The sequence below is a fragment of the Herbaspirillum sp. WTB6 genome (assembly GCF_057457785.1).
The window spans coordinates 1,107,481-1,129,635 of the sequence record NZ_CP176522.1; the positions used below are offsets into that span (position 1 = coordinate 1,107,481).

The 22,155-nt window shown below is 61.8% G+C and carries 24 protein-coding genes and 1 other RNA gene; 10 read left to right on the plus strand and 15 right to left on the minus strand.

Annotated elements, in window-relative coordinates:
- Positions 1-2: 2 nt before the first annotated feature.
- From ACK2VC_RS05040 to ACK2VC_RS05060, 5 genes are all read left to right on the plus strand, one after another.
- Positions 3-2,129, plus strand: coding sequence for a M3 family metallopeptidase (locus ACK2VC_RS05040; RefSeq protein ID WP_486732506.1), 2,127 nt, complete (start codon positions 3-5; stop codon positions 2,127-2,129).
- 20 nt (positions 2,130-2,149) lie between these two features.
- A complete protein-coding gene (locus tag ACK2VC_RS05045; protein ID WP_486732507.1) occupies positions 2,150-2,767 on the plus strand; it encodes a glutaredoxin family protein in 618 nt (205 codons plus the stop codon).
- A 71-nt stretch (positions 2,768-2,838) separates the two neighbouring features.
- The gene (locus ACK2VC_RS05050) at positions 2,839-3,264 is read left to right on the plus strand and encodes a DNA polymerase III subunit chi (RefSeq protein ID WP_486732508.1); all 426 of its coding nucleotides are present in this window, start codon (positions 2,839-2,841) and stop codon (positions 3,262-3,264) included.
- Complete coding sequence (locus ACK2VC_RS05055) at positions 3,261-3,647, plus strand: hypothetical protein (RefSeq protein ID WP_486732509.1); 387 nt, start codon at positions 3,261-3,263, stop codon at positions 3,645-3,647. Before ACK2VC_RS05050 ends, ACK2VC_RS05055 begins: the two co-directional genes overlap by 4 nt.
- Positions 3,648-3,783: 136 nt before the next feature.
- Positions 3,784-5,097 carry a D-amino acid dehydrogenase gene (locus ACK2VC_RS05060; RefSeq protein ID WP_486732510.1) on the plus strand — a complete coding sequence of 438 codons (1,314 nt, stop codon included), beginning with the start codon at positions 3,784-3,786 and terminating at the stop codon, positions 5,095-5,097.
- Between the two features lie 107 nt (positions 5,098-5,204).
- Here the strand turns inward: ACK2VC_RS05060 and ACK2VC_RS05065 are convergent, their stop codons facing one another.
- Positions 5,205-5,714 (minus strand): Lrp/AsnC family transcriptional regulator, encoded by a 510-nt coding sequence (locus ACK2VC_RS05065; protein WP_486732511.1) that lies wholly within the window; start codon positions 5,712-5,714, stop codon positions 5,205-5,207.
- Between the two features lie 143 nt (positions 5,715-5,857).
- Here ACK2VC_RS05065 and ACK2VC_RS05070 point away from each other — a divergent pair, with 143 nt between their 5' ends.
- Positions 5,858-7,003: a branched-chain amino acid ABC transporter substrate-binding protein gene (locus tag ACK2VC_RS05070; RefSeq protein ID WP_486732512.1), complete on the plus strand. Its 1,146-nt coding sequence runs from the start codon at positions 5,858-5,860 to the stop codon at positions 7,001-7,003.
- A gap of 180 nt (positions 7,004-7,183) precedes the next feature.
- Here ACK2VC_RS05070 and ACK2VC_RS05075 read toward each other — a convergent pair whose 3' ends face one another.
- Positions 7,184-7,492, minus strand: a complete 309-nt coding sequence (locus tag ACK2VC_RS05075; protein WP_486732513.1) for a c-type cytochrome — start codon at positions 7,490-7,492, stop codon at positions 7,184-7,186.
- A 154-nt stretch (positions 7,493-7,646) separates the two neighbouring features.
- Between ACK2VC_RS05075 and ACK2VC_RS05080 the strand changes: the two genes are divergently transcribed.
- On the plus strand, positions 7,647-7,880 hold the full coding sequence (locus ACK2VC_RS05080) for a TIGR04438 family Trp-rich protein (protein ID WP_486732514.1): 234 nt from the start codon (positions 7,647-7,649) through the stop codon (positions 7,878-7,880).
- A gap of 147 nt (positions 7,881-8,027) precedes the next feature.
- On the opposite strand, the gene ilvD is transcribed toward ACK2VC_RS05080, so the two are convergent.
- Positions 8,028-9,701: a dihydroxy-acid dehydratase gene (gene ilvD, locus ACK2VC_RS05085; protein WP_486732515.1), complete on the minus strand. Its 1,674-nt coding sequence runs from the start codon at positions 9,699-9,701 to the stop codon at positions 8,028-8,030.
- Positions 9,702-9,819: 118 nt separating this feature from the next.
- On the opposite strand from ilvD, the gene ACK2VC_RS05090 reads away from it, so the two are divergent.
- From ACK2VC_RS05090 to ACK2VC_RS05100, 3 genes are read left to right on the plus strand one after another with little or no spacing between them, the layout of a single operon-like run.
- Positions 9,820-10,731 (plus strand): LysR family transcriptional regulator, encoded by a 912-nt coding sequence (locus ACK2VC_RS05090; protein ID WP_486732516.1) that lies wholly within the window; start codon positions 9,820-9,822, stop codon positions 10,729-10,731.
- The gene (gene lgt, locus ACK2VC_RS05095; RefSeq protein WP_486732517.1) at positions 10,732-11,544 is read left to right on the plus strand and encodes a prolipoprotein diacylglyceryl transferase; all 813 of its coding nucleotides are present in this window, start codon (positions 10,732-10,734) and stop codon (positions 11,542-11,544) included.
- Between the two features lie 30 nt (positions 11,545-11,574).
- A complete protein-coding gene (locus tag ACK2VC_RS05100) occupies positions 11,575-13,095 on the plus strand; it encodes a malonate--CoA ligase (protein ID WP_486732518.1) in 1,521 nt (506 codons plus the stop codon).
- Between the two features lie 120 nt (positions 13,096-13,215).
- On the opposite strand, the gene ACK2VC_RS05105 is transcribed toward ACK2VC_RS05100, so the two are convergent.
- The 12 genes from ACK2VC_RS05105 to ACK2VC_RS05160 form a co-directional block, all read right to left on the minus strand.
- Positions 13,216-14,022, minus strand: coding sequence for a sulfite exporter TauE/SafE family protein (locus tag ACK2VC_RS05105; RefSeq protein ID WP_486732519.1), 807 nt, complete (start codon positions 14,020-14,022; stop codon positions 13,216-13,218).
- Positions 14,023-14,038: 16 nt separating this feature from the next.
- The gene (locus ACK2VC_RS05110) at positions 14,039-14,506 is read right to left on the minus strand and encodes an EVE domain-containing protein (RefSeq protein WP_486733169.1); all 468 of its coding nucleotides are present in this window, start codon (positions 14,504-14,506) and stop codon (positions 14,039-14,041) included.
- A gap of 58 nt (positions 14,507-14,564) precedes the next feature.
- Positions 14,565-14,744, minus strand: a non-coding RNA gene (gene ssrS, locus ACK2VC_RS05115) — 6S RNA.
- A gap of 195 nt (positions 14,745-14,939) precedes the next feature.
- Positions 14,940-15,251, minus strand: a complete 312-nt coding sequence (locus tag ACK2VC_RS05120; RefSeq protein ID WP_486732520.1) for a cell division protein ZapA — start codon at positions 15,249-15,251, stop codon at positions 14,940-14,942.
- Complete coding sequence (locus tag ACK2VC_RS05125; protein WP_486733170.1) at positions 15,248-15,463, minus strand: DUF904 domain-containing protein; 216 nt, start codon at positions 15,461-15,463, stop codon at positions 15,248-15,250. Before ACK2VC_RS05125 ends, ACK2VC_RS05120 begins: the two co-directional genes overlap by 4 nt.
- Before the next feature lie 212 nt (positions 15,464-15,675).
- Positions 15,676-16,395, minus strand: coding sequence for a GntR family transcriptional regulator (locus tag ACK2VC_RS05130; RefSeq protein ID WP_486732521.1), 720 nt, complete (start codon positions 16,393-16,395; stop codon positions 15,676-15,678).
- Between the two features lie 5 nt (positions 16,396-16,400).
- Entirely contained in the window at positions 16,401-17,495 is a 1,095-nt protein-coding gene (locus ACK2VC_RS05135; RefSeq protein WP_486732522.1) for a PLP-dependent cysteine synthase family protein, read from the minus strand.
- A 37-nt stretch (positions 17,496-17,532) separates the two neighbouring features.
- Positions 17,533-17,919 carry a Rid family detoxifying hydrolase gene (locus tag ACK2VC_RS05140; RefSeq protein ID WP_486733171.1) on the minus strand — a complete coding sequence of 129 codons (387 nt, stop codon included), beginning with the start codon at positions 17,917-17,919 and terminating at the stop codon, positions 17,533-17,535.
- Between the two features lie 102 nt (positions 17,920-18,021).
- Positions 18,022-18,438: a PaaI family thioesterase gene (locus tag ACK2VC_RS05145; protein ID WP_486732523.1), complete on the minus strand. Its 417-nt coding sequence runs from the start codon at positions 18,436-18,438 to the stop codon at positions 18,022-18,024.
- A complete protein-coding gene (locus ACK2VC_RS05150; protein ID WP_486732524.1) occupies positions 18,435-19,442 on the minus strand; it encodes a zinc-binding dehydrogenase in 1,008 nt (335 codons plus the stop codon). Before ACK2VC_RS05150 ends, ACK2VC_RS05145 begins: the two co-directional genes overlap by 4 nt.
- Before the next feature lie 91 nt (positions 19,443-19,533).
- Positions 19,534-21,042, minus strand: coding sequence for a class I adenylate-forming enzyme family protein (locus ACK2VC_RS05155; RefSeq protein WP_486733172.1), 1,509 nt, complete (start codon positions 21,040-21,042; stop codon positions 19,534-19,536).
- Positions 21,039-22,139, minus strand: a complete 1,101-nt coding sequence (locus tag ACK2VC_RS05160; protein WP_486732525.1) for a M14 family metallopeptidase — start codon at positions 22,137-22,139, stop codon at positions 21,039-21,041. The genes ACK2VC_RS05155 and ACK2VC_RS05160 overlap by 4 nt, the downstream gene beginning before the upstream one ends.
- Positions 22,140-22,155 lie beyond the last annotated feature (16 nt).

Sequence of the window (22,155 nt, forward strand, 5' to 3'; positions counted from 1 at the left end):
CAATGAGCGCTGTTGCAGACAATAAACCGATTTCTTCCAATCCGCTTCTGGATTTTTCGGGGCTGGCCCGTTTCGACCAAATCTTGCCGGAGCACGTCACGCCGGCCGTCACCGCTCTGCTGGAACGCTCCAGCGCCGTCGTCGCGCAGTTGGAAGCGCCACTGGCGCAGGTGACCTGGGAAAATTTTGTCGAGCCGCTGGAGGACGCCACCGAGCAATTGGACCGGGCCTGGGGCATCGTCGGCCATCTGAATGCCGTTGCCGATACGCCGGAGCTGCGCGCCGCCTACAACGAAAACCAGCCCAGAATCGTCGAATTCTGGACTGCCCTGGCACAAAACCAGGCGCTGTTTGAAAAATACCAGGCGCTCAAGGCCAGTCCGCAATATTCGTCACTGTCTGCCGCACGCAAGAAAGTGCTGGATAACGCCTTGCGCGATTTCCGCCTGGGCGGCGCCGAACTGCCGCCGCCGCAAAAACAGCGCTTTGCGGCGATCCAGGAAGCGCACGCGGCTGTGACCACGCGCTTCTCCGAAAACATCCTGGACGCCACCAACGACTACGCGCTGTTCGTCGAACAGGAATCTGAGCTGGCGGGCCTGCCGGACGACGTCAAGCAGGCGGCGCGTGCCACGGCGGAAAAGGACGGGCGCGCCGGCTTCAAGTTCACGCTGCATTTCCCGTCGTATTTCCCGGTCCTGCAATATGCCGAGAATCGGGCGCTGCGCGAGCAAATCTATCGCGCCAATGCCACCAAAGCGTCCGAACTCGGTACCGTGTTCAGCCAGTGTGGGCAATGGGACAACACGCAAAATATCATCGAGATCCTGAAGCTGCGGCGCGACGAGGCGCAACTGCTGGGTTTTGCCAATTTCGCCGAATTGTCGCTGGAACCCAAGATGGCGCAATCGCCGCAGCAGGTGATCGATTTCCTGGAAGATCTGGGCCGCCGGGCACGGCCGTTCGCCGAACGCGACCTGGCTGAATTGCAGGCGTTCGCCAGGAGCGAGCTGGGCCTCGATCCGCTGGAAGCGTGGGACATGACCTACGCCGCCGAAAAACTGCGCCAGCAGCGCTATGCGTTTTCAGAGCAGGAAGTCAAGCAATACTTCCCAGAGCCGCAGGTAATCGACGGCTTGTTCCGCCTGGTTCAGCAATTGTTTTCAGTGGAGATCAGGCCCGACACGGCGCCAGTCTGGCACCCCGACGTCAAATTTTTCCGCATCGAGCGCAAGGGTGCCGACGGCATGGAACTGGTGGGACAGTTCTATCTCGACCTGTACGCGCGCAAGGGCAAGCGCGGCGGCGCCTGGATGGACGATGCGCGCGCGCGACGACGCACCGAACACGGCATCCAGACCCCGATCGCCTACCTGACCTGCAATTTCTCGGAACCAGTCGCCAGCGGCGGCAAGAGCCTGCCGGCCTTTTTCACGCACGACGAAGTCATCACGCTGTTCCACGAATTCGGCCACGGCCTGCATCACATGCTGACTCAGGTCGAGGAACTCGGCGTCTCGGGGATTTCTGGCGTCGAATGGGATGCGGTGGAGCTGCCCTCGCAGTTCATGGAAAATTTCTGCTGGGAGTGGGATGTGCTGCAGCACCTGAGCGCCCATGCCGACAACGGCGCCCCGCTGCCGCGCGCGCTGTTCGACAAGATGCTCGCCGCGCGCAATTTTCACGCCGGCCTGCAGGCGCTGCGCCAGGTCGAGTTTTCACTGTTCGATATGCACCTGCACTGCGATTACGATCCGGCCGGAACCCGCCCGGTGCAGCAGGTGCTGGACCAGGTGCGGCAGCAGGTCGCGGTCGTGACGCCACCGCCGTTCAACCGCTTTCAACATTCGTTCAGCCATATTTTCGCCGGCGGCTATGCTGCCGGTTACTATAGCTACAAATGGGCGGAGGTCCTGTCGGCCGACGCCTATGCCGCTTTCGAGGAAGTCGCGGCCGCCGGTGGCAATATCATCTCGGTCGAAACCGGCAACCGGTTTCAACAGGAAATCCTGGGGGTGGGCGGAGCCCGGCCGGCGCTGGAGTCGTTCCAGGCATTTCGTGGGCGGGGGCCAGAAATCGACGCCTTGTTGCGCCACAGCGGCATGACGGCCGGCAGCCACTCAGCGTAAATGCGGGACAAGGAGGGGGCATGAAAATCACAACAGCCGCGCTGCTCTGTCTGCTCAGCCTGCCGTATGCGGCCAGCGCCCAGCTCTACAAGTCGGTCGGCGCGGATGGCAGGGTGACCTATAGCGATACGCCGCCGGCCAGCGCGGCGCAAGTCGAGAGGAAGTCCCTGAGCAGCAATCAGGGCAACGAGCTGCCGCGCGACCTGGCGGCGACGCTGGCGAAAAATCCTGTCACGCTGTACACCACCGTCAATTGCAAGCCTTGCGACGAAGGCCGCGATTTGCTCTTGCAGCGCGGGATTCCGTTCACCGAAAAGACCGTCAACACCAATGAGGATCTGGCGGTACTGCGCCAGGCGAGTGGCGATCAGCAACTGCCGGTGCTGAGCGTCGGCAGCCAGAAGCAGCAAGGGTTCGAAACCGACGCCTGGCATGCGGCACTGAGCGGCGCCGGCTATCCGACCACCAGCAAGCTGCCGAAAACCTACCGCCACCCGGAAGCCACGGCAGCGGCCGGCAAAAAGCCGCAACCCGAACAGGGCGCGGTGGCCACGCCGGCCATGGCCGATAACGCGCCGCGCCGGCCGGCGACGCCCGCCGCACCGGCCGGCAATGCGCCGCCGGGCTTCCGCTTCTGAGGACGGCCCGCCCCAGGCCGGCGTGACCGACCATTGCCAGGAGAATCACAGATGTTGGCTGTTATATCGTCATGACCCGTATCGATTTTCACAGCAATATCGGCGACCGCATCGCCTATGCCTGCCGGCTGGTGCGCAAGGCCCACACGGCCGGGCACCGCATCGTTCTGCTGATCCGGGACGGCGCGGAGCGCAACGCAATCGACCAGGCATTGTGGATTTTTTCGGCGCCGGACTTCCTGCCGCACGTGACGGCCGACGACCCGCTGGCGGCGCGCACGCCGATCGTGCTGGCGGATCATGGCGCCGCCGATTTGCCCCATCATCAACTGCTGATCAATCTGTCCGGCAGCACCCCGGCGCATTTTGCCCGCTTCGAACGCGTCATCGAGATCGTCGGCCAGGATCAAGGCGAGGTCGCCAGCGGCCGCGAGCGCTGGCTGTTCTACAAAAAACGCGGCTATCTGCTGGAACACCACCCAATCGAGGGCGCATGAGACCTTTTTCACAGGATGCCGGCATTCCGGTATTGACGGAAGTAATCACGCCACCTGCGCCAGCGGACCTGCGGGTCGATCGGCCGCCAGCCGACGCGCCCGCTGGCGGCAGCGAATCCGGCGGCGCCCCGGCTGCGGTTCTGAGCCGGAACGAGTTCGACCACATCGCAGACATCGTGCTGGAAAGAGTCCTGGCGCAGCTCCGCAATCGCTTCGATGTCCTGCTTGGCCCGCAACTGGAGGCGCGGCTAGCCGAAAAATTGCAAGATTTCGCCGCCGAGCTCGCCGGCGAAATCCGGCGCGACGTGCGGCAGGAACTGGAGTCAATGATCGCCGCCACCAAACCCGCGAACCGCAATGAACAAAATTTCACAGAGGAATAAAACTATCTCGACTACGATTTAAAATCGACAAATTCATAATATTTTTATTTAAATATAAAATTTTCTGCCTTCGTATTGAATACATAAGTGATGCCGAATTTCTTACAATTTGTTCCAATATAACAAGGGGATCGGCATGAAAGTCATCGTTTTGGGTTCCGGCATCGTCGGCACGGCTTCCGCCTGGTTTTTGAGCAAATCCGGCCACGAAGTGACCGTCATTGAACGCCAGCCTGGGGCGGCGCTGGAAACCAGTTTCGCCAACGGCTGCCAAATTTCCGTCTCGCACGCCGAACCCTGGGCCAATCCATCGGCGCCGATGAAGGTGCTGAAATGGCTGGGCCAGGAAGACGCTCCGCTGCTGTACCGTTTCCGTCCCGAGTGGCTGCAATGGAAATGGGCATTGAATTTCCTGCGCGAATGCACCCCGGCGCGCACCGCCGACAACATTCGCCAGATTGTCGCGATCTCCGAATACAGCCGTCAGACACTGCAATCGGTGCGCGCGGAAACCGGCATCGACTATGACTGCCTGAGCGCCGGCATCCTGCACTTTTATACCGACAAGAAAGAATTTGACGATTCGCTGCCAATGGCGAAACTGATGCGCGACCTCGGTTGCCCGCGTGAGTCGATCGGCGCCGACGAAGTGGTGAAAATCGAGCCGGCGCTGGCTCGCATCCGCGACAAGATTGTCGGCGGCGATTTCACCGCGACCGACGAATCCGGCGACATCTATAAATTTACGGCCGGCCTGGCACAAAAAGCGGAGGGGGCCGGCGTCCAGTTCAAATTCAACACCACGATCACGCGCCTGTTGACCGAAGGCTCCGGCGCCTTCGCCAAGATCAGCGGGGTTGAGATCATCGATGCCGAGGGCCGTCACCAGGTGCTGCGCGCCGACGCCTTCGTCATGGCAATGGGCAGTTTTTCGGCGCCGATCCTGAAACCGCTAGGCATTGATCTGATGGTCTATCCGGGCAAGGGCTATTCGGCGACCTATCCGATCACCAACCCGGATGCAGCGCCCACCGTGTCGCTGACCGACGATGGTTACAAACTGGTGTTCTCGCGCCTGGGCGATCGCCTGCGCGTGGCCGGCACCTGCGAGTTGAACGGCTACACGCGCGAACTGAACACTACGCGCTGCGAAGCCCTGACCCGGCGCACGCGCGAACTGTTCCCGGATGCCTGCGATTACTCGAATCCGGCGTACTGGACCGGCCTGCGGCCCTTGACGCCATCCAACGTTCCGTATGTCGGCAAAACCAGGTTCAACAACCTGTTCCTCAATACCGGTCATGGCACGCTCGGCTGGACCATGGGTTGCGGCTCGGGGCGTGCAATTGCGGACATCGTTTCCGGCCGTCAGCCGGACGTCGATTTTGCCTTCACCGGAATGCCGCGCCGCGCGCCGCAGGTGGGTATTGCGCACGCCGTCGAGGCTTGATCAGCCAAGTCGGAGAGTCCCCCTGCCCGCAGTTTGCGGCCGGCTCAAATCGGCCCTTTGCTGAAAGAGCCAGCCGGCGGCGATGTCGACCGGCCGGCTCAAAACGTCTAGCGGGACGCCCGCACGCTTACCTCGGCGGCCTTCTCATCAAATGCGATACGCGTGGCGAACTTGACCCGTTTCATCGGAAAGCGCGACTGGAAATGGCGCACGTCCCCTGCTCCTGAAATGACGCGGCGCACGAATTGGTAGTAGGCGTCCATATCGAGCACATGGGCGACCACAAAATAATCGTAATCGCCGGACACGAAGTAGCACTGCATCACCTCCGCCTCCCGGTTCATGCGCCGTTCGAATTCCTGCATCTGCTCGTCGGATTGATTGTTGAGCGAAATTTCCAGGAACGCCAGCATGCCATACCCCAGCGCGAATGGGTTGACCAGGGCCACATCGGCGCTGATGATCCCCGCTTGCCGCAAGTCCCGCAGCCGGCGCAAACAGGTTGGCTGCGAAATATGTGCCCGTTCGGCCAGCGTCCGGGTCGGCGTCTGGTTATCCTGCTGCAGCAAATTCAGTAACTTGCGGTCGACCTTGTCAAGGGTATGGAGGGTGGGCATATAAAAGTTGTCCGTTGTGAAAAAAACCGCAGAAAAACTCTTTCCGAACCGTTTTTTATGTTGTACCGTCTGGTTATTCAGACATCTGAATAAGTTAGTGTTGCGGCAAGCTCATCGTATATCAATCCTTAGGAGGAAATTATATGCAGTTCAAGACCAAATTGATCCCGCTGGCTGGTGCTATTGCATTTGCGCTGGCAGGTACCGCCGCCGCGCAGGAACAGGTCGTCAAGATCGGCCACGTCGGCCCGTTGTCCGGTGCCATTGCGCACCTTGGCAAGGACAATGAAAACGGCTCGCGCATGGCAATTGATGAACTGAATGCGAAAGGCGTCACGATCGGCGGCAAGAAAATCAAATTCGAACTGCTTGGCGAAGATGACGCCGCCGATCCGAAGCAAGGTACCGCCGCCGCGCAAAAACTGGTGGACGCCGGCGTCAAGGGCGTGATCGGCCACCTGAACTCGGGCACCACGATCCCGGCCTCGAAGATATATTTCGATGCCGGCATCCCGCAAATCTCCGCCTCGGCAACCAACCCCAAATATACGCAGCAAGGCTTCAACACCGCCTTCCGCGTCGTCGCCAATGACGGCCAGCTGGGCGGCACGCTGGGACGCTATGCGGTACAGATCCTGAAGGCAAAAAATGTTGCCGTGATCGACGACCGCACTGCGTATGGCCAAGGCGTGGCGGAAGAGTTCGTCAAGGGCGCGAAAGGCAAAGGCGCACAAGTCGTCTCGCAGCAATTCACCAACGACAAAGCGACCGATTTCAACGCGATCCTGACCGCGATCAAGGCCAAGAACCCGGACGTCATCTTCTTCGGCGGCATGGATGCGGTGGGCGGTCCGATGCTGCGTCAGATGAAACAGCTCGGCATCAATGCCAAGTTCATGGGCGGCGACGGCATCTGCACCGAGCAACTGCCGACCCTGGCCGGCGACGGCATGGGTAATGACCAGGTTGTCTGCGCCGAAGCCGGCGGCGTGGTGGACGCCGACAAGAAAGGCATGGAGGATTTCCGTGCCCGCTACGAGAAGAAGTTCGGCACCAACGTGAAACTGTATGCGCCGTACACCTATGACGCCACGATGGTCATGGTGGCGGCAATGCAGAAGGCCGATTCGGTGGAACCGAAAAAATATCTGCCGGAACTGGCCAAGATCCACTACAAAGGCGTGACCGGCCCGATCGAGTTCGATAAAAAGGGTGACATGAAGGAAGGTACGCTGACGCTGTACACCTACCGTGACGGCAAGCGGGTGCAGTTGGCGGTTACCAAGTAAGCAGCCGTAGCGCATGCAGCGCCCGGATCTTCGGATCCGGGCTTTTTTTTGCCTACGGGGATACTGGGCAGAGGCAAAGCGGCCGCTTCGAGCCGCCGCAGCACGTCTGCCCGATTCCTACGGACGAAAAAAAGCGCTCATGCGAGCGCTTTTTGAAAAGGCAAACGTCCTGGTTCAGGTTTATTTCAAGGACAGAATCCACTTGACCAGGGTACGCGCTTCGGCGTCGCTCACTTGCGTGTTGGCCGGCATCGGTACCGGGCCCCAGACGCCGCTGCTGCCTTTCAGCACGCGCTGCACCAGTTCATCCTCCGCGCCCTTCTTGCCGGCAAACTTTGCCGCGACGTCCTTGAACGCCGGGCCGACCACCTTCTTGTCGACCGAATGGCACGCCAGACAGTTTTTCGATTTCGCCAAATCCGCATTTGCCATGGCCGAGCCGGAAGCAAATGCCGTCAAGACCAACCCAAGCAACAAAGCACGTTTCATCGTTTTCTCCCAAAAAATACTCAGCCATAAAATTCCCGGCCATTTTACCCTGAATTAAACCCGGAAAATACTTCTTTTCACTATAACGGCCAGCATCGGTGGATAGTTGACCGAGCTTCGGTTTCCCCCTATTCTGCGGCGAAAGGAGCCCGCCATGCCGCTGATTATCGTGATTGTCCTGTTATCTGCGCTGCGTTATTTTGAAATCGGGCCGTTCGCCCAACTTTCCTGGTGGTGGGTCGCAGGTTTGCTGGCGCTCGCCTTTCTCTGGTTCGAATTTGGCGAGCGTCTGACCGGCCGCGACAAACGCCGCGCCCACGAACAACTGGATAAAATCCGCGCGGAGCGCGTCAAGAAGACGTTCGAACATCCGCCGCGCAAGCGCTAGGCGCAGGCTAGGTTCGGCGCGGCAAAAGCGGCGACCGCTTTTGCTCATGTCCCGATAGCCAGTCCAGATAACTCCGTCTCCACCAATACTCTACTGGATATTCCCCAGTTTCGCCCGTGAAATCGCGACAAATCCAGCATACTCCGATTAATCGGTGACAGCGCCCTTGCTGGCCGACGATGCCAGCGCCGCAAATTTCGCCAGTACGCCGCGCGTGTATCTAGGCGCGGGCGCCGTCCAGTTGGCGCGGCGGCGCGCGATTTCCTCGTCCGGCACGTTCAGTTGAATCAACTGTTGCCGGGCGTCGATCGTGATCGAATCGCCTTCCTGCACCAGCGCAATCGTGCCGCCCGCATAGGCTTCCGGCGCCACGTGGCCGACCACCATGCCCCAGGTGCCACCCGAGAAGCGGCCGTCGGTAATGAAGCCGACCGATTCGCCCAAGCCCTTGCCGATGATGGCGGAAGTCGGCGCTAACATTTCCGGCATGCCGGGCGCGCCCTTCGGCCCGAGATAGCGCAGCACCAGCACGTCGCCGGCCTGGATGCGGTCGCCCAGGATCGCTTCCATCGCCGTGTATTCGTCGTCGAAGACCCGTGCCGGGCCGGTGATTACCGGATTTTTCAGGCCCGAAATCTTGGCCACACAGCCTTCCGGCGACAAATTCCCTTTCAGGATCGCCAGGTGGCCTTCCTTGTACAGCGCATTGTCGATGGTGCGGATCACCTTCTGGTCGGCGCGCGGCACGTCGGGGACGTTGGCCAGTTCCTCAGCCAGCGTGCGGCCGGTAATCGTGATGCAGTCGCCATGCATCAGGCCGGCATTCAGCAACACCTTCATGACTTGCGGGATGCCGCCGGCGGCATGCAGATCGGTCGCCACATACTGACCCGAGGGTTTGAGATCGCAGATCACCGGCACCCGGTGCCGCATGCGCTCGAAGTCATCCAGTGTCCATTCGACCTCGGCCGCATGCGCGATCGCCAGATAATGCAGCACCGCGTTGGTCGAGCCGCCGGTGGCCATGATCACCGCCACCGCGTTTTCGATCGACTTGCGGGTGATGATGTCGCGCGGCTTCAGATCCGCCTTGACCGCTTCCACCAGCACGCGCGCCGACTGCGCCGCCGAGCCGACTTTTTCATCGTCCGGGTTGGCCATGGTCGACGAATACAGAAGCGACATGCCGAGCGCCTCGAACGAGGACGACATGGTGTTGGCGGTATACATGCCGCCGCAGGAGCCGGAGGACGGGCAGGCGTTGCGCTCGATGCCGTCGAAATCCTCCTGCGACATGCGCCCGGCGCTAAACTCGCCGACCGCTTCGAAGGCGGAGACGATCGTCAGGTCCTTGCCCTTCCAGTGGCCCGGCTTGATGGTGCCGCCATAGACGTAGATGCTGGGCACATTGGTGCGCGCCATCGCGATCATGCCGCCCGGCATGTTCTTGTCGCAGCCGCCGATCACCACGCAGCCGTCCATCCACTGGCCGTTGACCGCGGTTTCGATGCAGTCGGCGATCACTTCGCGCGAGATCAGCGAATACTTCATGCCCTCGGTGCCCATCGACATGCCGTCGGAGATGGTCGGTGTGCCGAATACCTGCGGGTTGGCGCCGGCTTCCTTGACCGCGGCAATCGCGATGTCGGCCAGCTTTTGCAGGCCGGAGTTGCACGGTGTGATGGTCGAATGGCCGTTGGCGATGCCGACCATCGGCTTGTCGAAATCTTCCTTTTCGTAACCCATGCCGTAGTACATCGCGCGGTTCGGGCTGCGGGCGACGCCTTGCGTGATGTTTTTGGAACGACGATTGAATGCCATGCTGCCCTCCGGGAGTGGAAATATAAAACGGGAATTTCAAGCGGGATTTTTGCTAGCTTGCCTTGCGCACCCTACGCTGTCAAATATATGATTCCATGATGATTGATATGGATTGCATATGAATGCCGAAATGCGGAATCTGGATTTGCGCCAGTTGCGCTATTTCGTCGCGGTGGCGGAAGAACTGCATTTCGGCCGCGCCGCCGCGCGCCTGCACATGACCCAGCCACCCTTGTCGCAAACCATCCAGGCGCTGGAAGCGACGCTTGGCACGCCCTTGTTTGCGCGCAGCCAGCGCAGCGTGGCGCTGACGCCGGCTGGCGCCGCGCTGTTGCCGGAAGCGCGCCGCATCCTGCAACAGGCCGGCGCCTTGCCCGAACTGGTGCAGCGCGCCGCCGCCGGCAGCTCGGGGACGCTGTCGCTGGCCTTCGTCTCCACCGCCGACTACAGCGTGCTGCCGGCGCTGCTGCGCGAATTCCGCGAAGCCTGGCCGCAGGTGCAGATCGACTTGCGCGAAGCCACTTCCGACCTGCAGTTGGAGGATCTGGCGCAGCAGCGCATCGATGCCGGCCTCCTGATCCCGCCGCTGCCGGAGCGCGCCAGGATCGAACTCGATTACCTGCCGGTATTGAAGGAACCGCTGGTGCTGGCGGCGCCGGCCGGAATGAAGGCCTTGCGCGGCAAAAATCGCGTCGAGTTGCCGGCCTTGGCCGATTTGCCCCTGATCATTTTCCCGCGCCGCATCGCGCCCGCGCTGCACGATACGATCCTGGCCTGCTTCCACGGCGCCGGTTTGACGCCGCGCATTGGCCAGGAAGCGATCCAGATGCAAACCATCGTCGGCCTGGTCTCGGCCGGTATGGGGATTGCACTTGTGCCACAATCGGTGTCGAATCTGAAACGCGCCGGCGTCGATTACAGGGCGCTGGCCGATCCGGTGCCGCTGGTGGAAACCGGCCTGGCCTGGCGCCGCGACAACCGCTCGCCGGTATTGGCCGCCTTTTTGGAATTACTGCGAAAGAAACGATAAATGCTGATCCATCCGATGCCCGACCCGATTGCCTTTTCGCTCGGCCCGCTGGCGGTGCGCTGGTATGGCCTGATGTACTTGCTGGCGTTCGCCCAGTTCATCGCGCTTGGCCGCCTGCGCCTGTCGCAGCCGCACATCGCCGCCGCCGGCTGGAAGAAGGAAGACCTGGACGACATGCTGTTTTATGGCGTGCTGGGGGTGGTGCTCGGCGGTCGCCTGGGCGAGGTGCTGTTCTATCACCCGGCCTACTATTTCAGCCACCCGCTGGAAATCTTCGCGGTGTGGAAGGGCGGCATGTCGTTCCACGGCGGCTTCCTGGGGGTGATGATCGCGATGGCGATCTGGGGCAGGAAGCGCGGCCGCAAGCTGATGGGCATCATGGATTTCATCGCGCCGATGGTGCCGCTCGGCTACGCGTTCGGCCGCATCGGCAACTTCATCAATGCCGAACTGCCGGGGCGCGTCGCCGACGCCGCGCTGCCGTGGGCCATGATCTGGCCCAACGTCGACAGCCTGCCGCGCCACCCATCACCGATCTACCAGGCGCTGGTCGACGGCGTGCTGCTGTTCATCGTCCTCTGGCTGTATGCGCGCAAGCCGCGTCCTTACATGGCTGTCAGTGGTGTCTTTGCGCTGGGCTATGGCTGCGCCCGTTTCTTTACCGAATATTTCCGCATGCCGGACTACGAGGTAGCGTTTGCCGGCATCACGATCTCGGCCGGGCAAATGCTGTCGCTGCCGATGATCGTGCTCGGACTCGTCTTGCTTTGGCTGGCATACCGGCATCCGGAGCAGCCTGGGGCCACCCGCTAATCCCCTTTCCATTCCTTTTCGTTGCCATCGATGAACGCCAATCTGTACGCTTTGCTGGAAGCAGGTTTTCCGCAAGATAAGGATGCCTGCTGCATCGAAACCCACGACGGCCGCTTTTACAGTTGGCGCGACCTGGAACGCGCCACCGCGAAGATCGCCAACCTGCTGGCCAGCCTGAATCTGCCAAAGGATGCGCGCATTGCGGTGCAGGTTGAAAAATCGCCGGAAGCGCTATTCCTCTATCTCGCGACGCTGCGTGCCGGCTACATCTATCTGCCGTTGAATACCGCCTACCAGGCCGCGGAACTCGAATACTTCATTGGCGACGCCAAGCCGGCGGTAGTGGTCTGCGCGCCAAAAAATTTCGGCTGGGTGGCGCAGACCGCGTTCAAGGCCGGCACCCGGCACGTGTTCACCCTGGACGAACCGCAGCATGGCAAAAACCCGGGTTCGCTGCTGGCTCGCGCCACCTTGCAGCCCGATCGCTTCGAGACGGTCACGCGCCAAGCGGACGATCTGGCGGCGATCCTGTACACCTCCGGCACCACCGGCCGCAGCAAGGGTGCGATGCTCTCCCACGCCAACCTGGCGGCCAACGCCCAGGTGCTGCGCGAGTACTGGCACTGGCAGGACGGCGACGTGCTGCTACACACGCTGCCGCTGTTCCATGTGCACGGCCTGTTCGTCGCCGCGCATGGCGCTTTACTGAACGGCAGCAAGATGATCTTCTTGCCGAAATTCGATGCCGCCCAGGTGATCCAACACCTGCCGCGCGCCACGATCTTCATGGGCGTGCCGACCTACTACGTGCGGCTGCTGTCCGAGGCCAGCTTCACGCGCGACACCTGCGCCAACATCCGCCTGTTCATTTCCGGCTCGGCACCGCTGTTGACCGACACCTTCCACGCCTTCATCGAACGCACCGGCCACACCATCCTGGAGCGCTACGGCATGAGCGAAACCAACATGCTGACCTCCAATCCCTACCATGGCGCACGCATCGGCGGCACGGTCGGCCTGCCGCTGCCCGGCGTCTCGGTGCGCGTAGTGGATGAGAACGGGACGCCGTGCGCGCCGCAGCAAGCGGGCGCGGTGCAGGTCAAGGGGCCGAACGTGTTCAGCGGTTACTGGCGCATGCCGGAAAAGACCGCCGAGGAATTCACCGCCGACGGCTATTTCCGGACTGGCGACGTCGGCCAGTGGACTGCCGACGGCTACCTGACAATCGTCGGCCGCAGCAAGGACCTGATCATCTCCGGCGGCTACAACGTGTATCCGAAAGAGATCGAACTGGTGATCGATGAAATCGACGGCGTGCTGGAATCGGCCGTGATCGGCGTGCCGCACCCCGATTACGGCGAAGCGGTGACAGCGGTGGTGATCGCGCGACCGCAGGCAAACCTGACGGCGGCGCAGATCATCGGCGCGCTGAAAGGAAAAATCGCCGGCTTCAAGGTGCCGAAACAGGTGTTCTTTCAAGAGCAACTGCCGCGCAACACGATGGGCAAGGTGCAAAAAAACCTGCTGCGCGAACAGTACCGGAATGCCTGAGCAGCATTAGCCTACGGTTTTCAGGCGATCTTGCCGAACCCACATACTCCCAACATTGATGGCTGATATCGGGCAAAAAATGGCCATCTATTTAATATACTCCACTGAGAAGCAGCAGGTTCAGCGACCGAACGCCTTCCACAGCATGTAGCCGGCCAGCACATACAGCATCAGCGAAAATATCTTGCGCAAGGACTTGACGGGCAGCCGGTGCGCGGTGCGCGCTCCCAGCGGAGCGATCACGACGCTGGCAAGCGAGATCACCAGCAGCGCCGGCAGATAGATGAAGCCGAGCGAACCCGTCGGCAGATCGGGCACGCTGCTGCCGTAATAAACGTTCGACAGCGTGCCGGCCAGCGCAATCGGAAAGCCGAGTGCGGCGGAAGTCGCCACCGCCTGGTGGATCTTGACATTGCACCAGGTCATGAACGGCACCGAGATGAAACCGCCGCCAGCCCCGACCAGCCCCGACAGCACGCCAATCGCGCCGCCGGCGGCGAACATGCCGGAGCGCTGCGGCAAACTGCGCGTCGCCGCCGGTTTTTTATTCAGCAGCATCTGCGTCGCCGACAGCAGCACGAACACACCGAAAAACGCCGCCAGCACGGAGGAGTTCATCTGCGTGCCGATCCACGGCCCGATCCAGGAGCCGATCAGGATCCCCGGCGCCAGCAAGCCTACGATCCGCCATTGCACCGCGCCGTGCTTGTGATGCGCGCGCACCGACGCCACCGAGGTGAACATGATGGTCGCCAGCGAAGTCGCGATCGCCACATGCACCACCAGATGCTCGGGAAACTGCTTCAAGCTCAGCAGCAGCGTGATGAACGGCACCAGCAGCATGCCGCCGCCGATGCCGAGCAGGCCGGCGGCAAAGCCGACCATCGCCCCTAGCGCCAGCAATGCAAAAATCAAACCGAAATCCATTTAGCCCTTCCTGTACTCAGGCGTCTGCCCGCAACTGCTGCATAATGAAACGCCATTCGTGCGCCGCCACCGGCGTAATCGACAGCCGATTGCCGCGCTTCAGCACCTGCATGTCGGCCAGTTCGGCATGCGCGCGCAATTGCGGCAAATCGATCAGCCGAATTTTTGTGATGGCGCGCACGTCAACCTGCAGCCAGCGCGGGTTGTCCGGTGTCGCCTTGGGGTCGAAATATTTGCTGTTGCGGTCGAACTGGCTCGGGTCCGGATAGGCGGCGCTCGCCACTTCGGCCAGACCGGCAATCCCCGGTTCGGCGCAACTGGAATGGTAGAAGAGGACTCCGTCTCCGACCCGCATCGCGTCGCGCATGAAATTGCGCGCCTGATAATTGCGGACGCCAAACCATCCGACCGTCTGATTCGGCGCCGCCAATACGTCGTCGATACCGACCTCGTCCGGCTCGGATTTCATTAACCAATAGCGCATGGCTTTCGACATCGAGGCGCCAAAAAAAGCGGCTGCATCAATGCAGCCGCTCACGATTCATACCCCCGCCTGTGCCGCTTTGCCGGCATCCCGAACCAAGACGGTTCAAGGTGGTCACAGGCAGTTCAACTTCGGGTTCGTCGGACTAGCGACGCGCACTCCCATCAAACAAGGTCCGCAACCGATGCGCATAAATGGTTCAAGGAATATATGGCAATGGCGAACACGGCAGGGACATTCAGTCTACCCTATTCGGGTCGCATGTCAAACCGTTTGGTGATGTGTTGAAGGTAGGTAATTTTAATCAGTTGGGACCGAGTAGCTCGGCGCGCTGCGGCGCCTTACAAACTCTGCCCCGCAAGGATTTTTGCTGAGTTGGAGACAGAGTGGCTCGGCGCGCTGCGGCGCCTCACAACCTCTATTCCGCACGGAGTCAGAATAAATTTTCCTGCGGCGCCAGCGCCTGATCGAGTACCGTATGCATGGCAGAAATTTTCTGTTTCACTTCTGCCATCGTCAACTCGGACAACGGCCCGCTGGGCGACTTCAGCGCCAGCAGTTCGGCGGCGATGCCAAGCGCCGCCATCACCGCAATGCGGTCGTTACCCTTTAGCTTGCCGGCATCGCGGATCGCGCACATCTTGTCGTCCAGATAGGCAACCGCCTGTCGCAAGGCATCTTCCTCGCCCTCGCGGCACGCCAGCCGGTAGGGCTGGCCCATGATCGACACGTCCAATTGGGTCATGCCAGCTCCTGATCCGCAGTCATGGCAGGAACCGCTTCCAATAAGGCCGCCACACGCTGATGTGCCAGTTGCATGCGGTGCGCCAGTTCGGCATTTTCGGAAGCCAGCGCCGAGGCCTGCAGGCGTAGCTCGGCATTCTCCCGGCGCAGCGATTGCGCCAACTCCGCCAGTTGGCGGATTTTTTCGGAAAGGTGGTCGAAGTCGGAAATCATCTTCACACTATAGTGTCGAGAGCGAATTGGCGTCAACCGCTGCGCTCGGCGGCTGGCCAAGTGGTTCGGCAATCCCTCCACTCCCATTGCTTGTCATCGTACCCGGACAGTACCCGGAACTGGTCGTGGCTGCTCATGTCTTCGTATCCGCAACCCAGCTCGTACAAGCGTTGGCGACCAGGTCGCGCAGTTTGCGCCGAATGGCTCTGGGATCAGTGTCCGCTGTCAATTCCCCCATCCAGGAAGATCCTGGCCAGGCCTTGAGTAATCGATTCCTTGATCTGGGCGGTGCGTTTCGAGATATGACCGCGCATGTGCCCCTGCGCGGCTTGCAGGTCGTGGCGCCGCAGCGCATCGACGATCGCGGCATGCTCGGCCTGGGTCTTGCTTCGGCCGGTATGTTCCATGTTGATCCAGCGGATGAAGCGGATACGTTCGTTAAGGCTGCGCAAGATGCGCTGCAATTCGCTGTTGCCGGACATCTCCGCCAGCAACTGGTGAAAAGTTTCGTCCAGTTGAACCAGCTCGACCACCGGCACCTCGGGCGATATGTTCAGGCTGTCCGCCAGAAAGGCCTCGATGCCGGCAATCTGCGCCGGCGTGGCCCGCTCTGCAGCAAGCCGCAGGCATTCCACCTCGATCGCCTCGCGCGTCTCGTAAAGATCGAGCATCTCCTTCACGTTCAAGGGCCGGCGGATGTAACCGCGACCCGACTCCACTAAAAAACCGTCACGCGCCAACAGGTGGAGAGCTTCACGCACCGGTGTACGGCTGACGCCCAACCGTTCGGCCAGCGCCACTTCGTTCAGGCGTTCGCCAGGCTTGATCTCGTACGAGATCGCCATGTCCCGCAAGGTCTCGAATACCTGGGAAGAGGTGCGCCGCCCTTTGCCCGGCGTTTCCGAAGAGGGGTCTTTCGCTGGCCTGATCATGAATTTCAAATGCCTCCGCCGGTCAATATCTTCCAAGGCAAGGGCGCGGCGGTTTCGGCGCAAGCCTTTACCGCTGCCACTGCAGGCTCGATGTTCAGCCCTTGGGAAGCGAGCCAGTTGTCATTGTAATAGGTATGCCGGTAGCGCTCGCCGCTGTCGCACAAGACGGTGACGATCGAACCGGCCTCGCCTGCTCGATGCATCCGGCGCGCCAGATGCAGGGCGCCGATGAAATTGGTACCGGTAGAGCCGCCGCAGCGCCGGCCCAGGCTCTGCTCGAGATAGCGGATTGCGGCCAGCGATGCAATATCGGGAACCTTCAGCATGCCGTCGATCACGCCGGGGATGAACGAGCGCTCGACTCGCGGGCGGCCGATGCCTTCGATCAGCGAACTGGATTCCAGCCGCAGCTCGGCATTGCCGCTGGCGTAGGCGTCGAAGAACACCGAGTTTTCCGGATCGGTGGCGCAGACGCGCGTATCGAAGCCGAGATAGCGGATGTAGCGGCCAATGGTGGCCGTGGTGCCGCCGGTGCCGCAACTGCAGACGATCCAGGCCGGCACCGGATGGGGTTCACGTTCCATCTGATGGAAGATCGATTCGGCGATGTTGTTGTTGCTGCGCCAGTCGGTCGCGCGCTCGGCGTACGTGAACTGGTCCATGTAATGACCGCCCAGTTCACGGGCGAGGCGTTCGGATTCGCTATACACCGCATGCGGCGAACTCACCAGATGGCAGCGCCCGCCATAGAACTGGATCGCCGCGATCTTTTCCGGCGAGGTGGTTTCCGGCATGACGGCAATGAACGGCAAGCCGAGCAGGCGGGCGAAATAGGCTTCCGAAACCGCGGTCGAGCCGGAGGAGGCTTCGATCACGGTGCTGTTCGGGTTCAGCCAGCCGTTGCACAAGGCATAGAGGAACAGCGAGCGCGCCAGCCGGTGCTTCAGGCTGCCGGTAGGATGGCTCGACTCGTCTTTCAGGTACAGCGACACACCGGGATAAGCGGGCAGCGGCACCGGAATCAGATGCGTATCGGCGGAGCGGTGAAAATCGGCCTCGATCTTCGAGACCGCTTGTTGCACCCAGGTTCGATCGTTCATGGAGGTCGTCATAGGAGGAGTACCGGCGACTGGCCGGTCAATCGGCTGCAAGGACGAGCACGCCGTCGACTTCGATCTGCGCGCCGCGCGGCAGCGCGGCAACGCCCAGTGCCGCCCGCGCCGGATAGGGCTCGGAAAAGCAGGAGGCCATGATCTCGTTCACGAGCGGGAAATGCGCGAGGTCGGTCAGGTAGACGTTGAGCTTGGCGAGGTCGTCCAGGCCGCCGCCGGCGGCTTCGGCAACCGCGCGCAGGTTGGCGAACACTTGCCGTGCCTGGGCTTCGATGGTATCGGCAAGCTGGCCGCTGACCGGATCGAGGCCCAACTGGCCCGAGAGGTAGACTGTCCCGCCCGCCTTGATCCCCTGCGAATAAGGCCCGATCGCCGCCGGCGCCGCACTGGTTTGAATCGCTTCTTTATGCATGATGCTGGTTTTCATGATGGATTGGCGGAAGCCAGCATACGCCGGTTCCCGCGCAAATTGAACGGTGCGGAAGGAATCCGCACCGCAGGATGGGTCGCGCCGTCAAGCCGGCGTGGCGTAGTTGGCGCGTCCGATCGCCACCACCTTGCCGGCGTCATCGAGAATCTCGACGTCGGCGACGCAGATGCTTTTGCCGATGCGCCAGACCCGGCCAACCGCGCGCAGGCTGGTATTGCTGGCCGGGCGCAGATAGTCGGTACGGAAATTGATGGTCGCCAGCGGTTTGCCGATCATCATCATGACCGAATAATGGCCGACCGCATCGATCACCGCCGAGATGATCCCGCCATGGAACTGGCCGCTGCCCGCAATCCGTTCGAACTCCGGCCGCAGGCCCATCTGCATCACGATTTCCTGCTTCTCGTAATCCGCCGATAGTACCTTCAAGCCGAGAAAACTGTTGAACGGAGCTTTTTCCAGGCGCTGCTGCATCTCCTCGATCGTCATCGTCGTGCTCATGGCGTCACCACCACTTTCCCCATGACTTCCCGATCTTCGATCAGGCGCAAGGCTTCGCCGGCATCTTCCAGGCTCAATACCCGGTCGACCGGCACCTGCATCTTGCCGGCGTCGACCAGGTCGAGCAAGGCGTGCAGATCCTCGCGCATCCAGCCGTTCGAGCCGCGAATGCTGAGCTCGAAAGTCCAGATGAAGCGCAGGTCGGTCTGCGGGTCGTAGCCGGCGGTGGCGCCGCAGGTCAGCAGGCGGCCGCCACGCCGCAGGCAGCGCATCGACTTGACCCAGGTATCGCCGCCGGTGAAGTTGACTGCGACGTCGACGCCGCCCTCGAACTGGCGACGGTGCGGCTTGCCGTACATCTGGTAAATGGCCTTGGCAAAGTCCTCGCTGGCATAATTGATGACGTGATCCGCCCCCAACTCGGTCAGGCGCTTCATTTTCGCCTCGCTGCTGGCGCAGGCCACCACTTCGGCTCCGGCGATCTTGGCCAGCATGACGCAGCCGACACCGACCCCGCCGCTGGCGCCTAGCACCAGTACCTTCTCGCCGGCCGCCACCTGGCCGATGGTGTTCATCATGCGGTAAGCGGTGCCGAAGGCAACCGGCAGCGCCGCCGCCTGCTGGTAGCTGACGCCAGCCGGTATCTTGATCAACTGGTGCGCGCGGGCGCAGCAATATTCGGCCAGGCCGCCGTGCACGGTTTCGCCCATCAGGCCGCCTTCGATGCGGTTGATCGGGTCCACCAGCACGCGGTCGCCCACCGCCCAGCCCTCGACGCCGGCGCCGACTTCAACGATCTCGCCGGCGACGTCCAGACCCATGATCAGCGGAAAATTCAGCTTGATGCCGGGCATGCCGCGACGGGTAAACACGTCGTGATAGTTCAGGGAAGTGGCCTTGACGCGCAGGATGACATCGCCTTCACCGGCTTTCGGGTCAGGAAATGCGGTGTCGTAATTCAATACCTCGGGGCCGCCATGCCCGTGAATAACTACGGCTTTCATAAGCTTCCTTTACTCCAGTTGACAAATAGGTTGAATCGAAGCCGGGGATGGCTCTGCCGGCCATCGCCCCGCCATGCATCCTGGATGCCGCTTAGCTACTCAGGCGGGTGGCCAGTTCCAGCACCGCCTTGCGGTCGATCTTGTCAGTCCCGCTGACCGGCAGGCTGGCAACGAAGTGAACCGCGCGCGGATGCTGGTAGGCGGGGCCGTTGCTCAATGCGTAATCCTTGACTTCCTGCACGCCGAGGCGGGCGCCGGGCCGTAGGACGACGAAGGCCACCGGCTTGCTGCCCTTGAGCGCATCGGCGATCGGCACGATGCAGGCGCGCTGGATATCCGGATGGCGCTCCAGCATCGCCTCCACTTCGCCCGGATACACGTTCTCGCCGCCGCAGACGAACATGTCGTCGGCGCGCCCGACGAAATAGTGGAAACCGTTTTCATCGCGCCGCACCACGTCGCCGGTGATGTAGAAACCATCGCTGCTCATAGCCGATGCCGACAGTTCCGGCAGCCCGTGATAGCCGAGCATGAGCGCCGGCGATTTGATCTGGAGAACGCCTTCGTCGGCATCCAGATCGTCGCCACTGACCAGGCGCAACTGCACTGCCGCATGTGGATAACCCAGCGCCAGCGGAGGCGCCGCCACGCCTTGCGGATGCGGACCAAACACGACCGCGCCGGTCTCCGTGGTGCCGTAACCGTTGCCGATCGCCGCCGCCGGGAACAGCGCGCGTGCGCTGTCGATGATTCGTTGCGTGACCGGCTCCGATCCCATGCGTACCATCTGCACGCAGGACAGGTCGGCGTCGGCCATTGCTTCTCCTCGACTGGCGATCAGCGCGATCATGGTCGGGATCGCGGTCAGCCAGGTACAACGATAGTGGTCGATCGCCTCGACGTAGGCTGGCGCCGAGAACTGCGGCATGAGAACAATCGTGCCGTGGCCGGCCAGCGCGAGCTTGACGGTGTTCAACGCGTTCATGTGATACAGCGGTGCCGCCACCAGAAACCGATGCGGTTCGAAATTCGTCGCCGCGATGCGGGTCTGGACCGTCCACAGATAGCCGGAGTGGGACAGCACCACGCCCTTGGGGCGTCCGGTAGAGCCCGACGTATATAGAAAAACCGCGGCTTGCCCAGGATCCGGTTGTCGTGGCGTGAATTCGCCGGGATCGAGAAATCGGTCGAAACCATCCGCATGGTCTGTGCCAAACTCGATCACCGGCAGATTCGCGGGGCACAGCGGACGGCGTGCGGCATCGCCAAAAACCAGGCGCGCGCCGCTATCCTGCAGAATGAAATCGACCGTTGTCGCCGGCAGCCGATGGTTCACCGGGACCGCGACCAGCCCGGCACGCATGGTACCGAAATATGCGGCCAGAAATTCCATGCGGTTGGCCGACAGGATTGCCACGCGTTCGCCCTGTTTCAGGCCGCGCCCCAGCAGCCCACGGGCAACGCCATCGGCGATAGCATCGAATTGCGCGAACGTGAATTGACGGGGATCGTTCTCGCCGCCAAGGTCGATCAGCGCGACCTTCGCGGAATCGCGCCCTGCCGCTCCGGGTGCACCGAGGTTGTTGGGGGCTGCCATCAGACCTCTCCCTTCCAAGCCACCAGACCGGTCAGCGCCTGCCCGGTAATTTCCAGCGCATGCCGGACCGTGCTGTCGCGCCAGATCTGGTCGGCCGGGCAGAATGCGTCGAGCAAATCGGCCTGGTGCATCACGTAGCGTTCGCTGGCGCGATCGGCCTTAAACTTCAGCCACAGGTCGAGGCGCAGCATCCGCCGCATATGCCAGCCGCGGGTGCCGAATTCGATTACGGCACCGCATAGCGGCACATCCCCGAGGAAATTCTGCACGCCATAAAACAGTAGTCCGCGATAATTGGGACGAGCCCGGCCATGCGGCTGCTGGTCCTTGATTCGTTCCTCGCCCCACCATTTGGCCGCCTCGGCATACAAGGCGCTCCCCTCCTGGTTGAAACAAAGGAAGAACGGCTCGCCATAGTCGCCTATTCCGGTATGCCAGTCGATCAAGGCAACTTTCTCGGCGCCGGCAAGATGGGTTCGGACGATTTCCTCCAGAATCCGATTCGACCACTCGCGGCCGCTGCCCCCGAAATTCAATCCATCCGGATGCCGGTATTGTCCGCGCGCCAGGCTGTCATAAAGCTGGTCGGCACCATTGCGAGCCGCATAGTCGTCCATCGCCTGCTGTGCAGCGGCCTGCGTTTCAGCACTCCATTCGTCTTGCAGCAGGAGCGGATGCAACTGATCGTAGCCGGGATTATCCGGAACCGGCGCGCCGTGGTCGACGAAATTGCGGTTGAGATCGACGTTGTTCTCGGTGGTCCGGCTGAGGTGCGCAAAGCCCCAGGGGTTTATTGCGTGCACCATTACCACGCCCACCTCGGGATCGAGCAGCGCCGGGCCACCGCTCTTGATCCAGGCCAGTTGTGCGGCAGAGCCGCAGAAGCCCTCCAGGCCGTGCGTGCCGCTCACTACCAGCAACCGGCGCGGCGCGTCCGCCCAGCCGAAGCAGGCGACGTCGACCTGCAGCCCTGCGCCGTCTGGCCCTGTGCAATCCGGATGCAGGTAATGGTGCAGCCGCCCTCCCGCCGCAAGGGCGGCCGAGCAAAATTTGTCCCGCGCCGAACCGTAGCTCAGCGCATAGCATTCGTGAAAATCCATTGCCTCGCCTTCGTGT

Bases quoted from the DNA above. Each gene is read 5' to 3' on its own strand.
- ACK2VC_RS05040 (WP_486732506.1), top strand. From the start codon at position 3: ATGAGCGCTGTTGCAGACAATAAACCGATTTCTTCCAATCCGCTTCTG.
- ACK2VC_RS05045 (WP_486732507.1), top strand. From the start codon at position 2,150: ATGAAAATCACAACAGCCGCGCTGCTCTGTCTGCTCAGCCTGCCGTAT.
- ACK2VC_RS05050 (WP_486732508.1), top strand. From the start codon at position 2,839: ATGACCCGTATCGATTTTCACAGCAATATCGGCGACCGCATCGCCTAT.
- ACK2VC_RS05055 (WP_486732509.1), top strand. From the start codon at position 3,261: ATGAGACCTTTTTCACAGGATGCCGGCATTCCGGTATTGACGGAAGTA.
- ACK2VC_RS05060 (WP_486732510.1), top strand. From the start codon at position 3,784: ATGAAAGTCATCGTTTTGGGTTCCGGCATCGTCGGCACGGCTTCCGCC.
- ACK2VC_RS05065 (WP_486732511.1), bottom strand. From the start codon at position 5,714: ATGCCCACCCTCCATACCCTTGACAAGGTCGACCGCAAGTTACTGAAT.
- ACK2VC_RS05070 (WP_486732512.1), top strand. From the start codon at position 5,858: ATGCAGTTCAAGACCAAATTGATCCCGCTGGCTGGTGCTATTGCATTT.
- ACK2VC_RS05075 (WP_486732513.1), bottom strand. From the start codon at position 7,492: ATGAAACGTGCTTTGTTGCTTGGGTTGGTCTTGACGGCATTTGCTTCC.
- ACK2VC_RS05080 (WP_486732514.1), top strand. From the start codon at position 7,647: ATGCCGCTGATTATCGTGATTGTCCTGTTATCTGCGCTGCGTTATTTT.
- ilvD (WP_486732515.1), bottom strand. From the start codon at position 9,701: ATGGCATTCAATCGTCGTTCCAAAAACATCACGCAAGGCGTCGCCCGC.
- ACK2VC_RS05090 (WP_486732516.1), top strand. From the start codon at position 9,820: ATGAATGCCGAAATGCGGAATCTGGATTTGCGCCAGTTGCGCTATTTC.
- lgt (WP_486732517.1), top strand. From the start codon at position 10,732: ATGCTGATCCATCCGATGCCCGACCCGATTGCCTTTTCGCTCGGCCCG.
- ACK2VC_RS05100 (WP_486732518.1), top strand. From the start codon at position 11,575: ATGAACGCCAATCTGTACGCTTTGCTGGAAGCAGGTTTTCCGCAAGAT.
- ACK2VC_RS05105 (WP_486732519.1), bottom strand. From the start codon at position 14,022: ATGGATTTCGGTTTGATTTTTGCATTGCTGGCGCTAGGGGCGATGGTC.
- ACK2VC_RS05110 (WP_486733169.1), bottom strand. From the start codon at position 14,506: ATGCGCTATTGGTTAATGAAATCCGAGCCGGACGAGGTCGGTATCGAC.
- ACK2VC_RS05120 (WP_486732520.1), bottom strand. From the start codon at position 15,251: ATGACCCAATTGGACGTGTCGATCATGGGCCAGCCCTACCGGCTGGCG.
- ACK2VC_RS05125 (WP_486733170.1), bottom strand. From the start codon at position 15,463: ATGATTTCCGACTTCGACCACCTTTCCGAAAAAATCCGCCAACTGGCG.
- ACK2VC_RS05130 (WP_486732521.1), bottom strand. From the start codon at position 16,395: ATGATCAGGCCAGCGAAAGACCCCTCTTCGGAAACGCCGGGCAAAGGG.
- ACK2VC_RS05135 (WP_486732522.1), bottom strand. From the start codon at position 17,495: ATGAACGATCGAACCTGGGTGCAACAAGCGGTCTCGAAGATCGAGGCC.
- ACK2VC_RS05140 (WP_486733171.1), bottom strand. From the start codon at position 17,919: ATGCATAAAGAAGCGATTCAAACCAGTGCGGCGCCGGCGGCGATCGGG.
- ACK2VC_RS05145 (WP_486732523.1), bottom strand. From the start codon at position 18,438: ATGAGCACGACGATGACGATCGAGGAGATGCAGCAGCGCCTGGAAAAA.
- ACK2VC_RS05150 (WP_486732524.1), bottom strand. From the start codon at position 19,442: ATGAAAGCCGTAGTTATTCACGGGCATGGCGGCCCCGAGGTATTGAAT.
- ACK2VC_RS05160 (WP_486732525.1), bottom strand. From the start codon at position 22,139: ATGGATTTTCACGAATGCTATGCGCTGAGCTACGGTTCGGCGCGGGAC.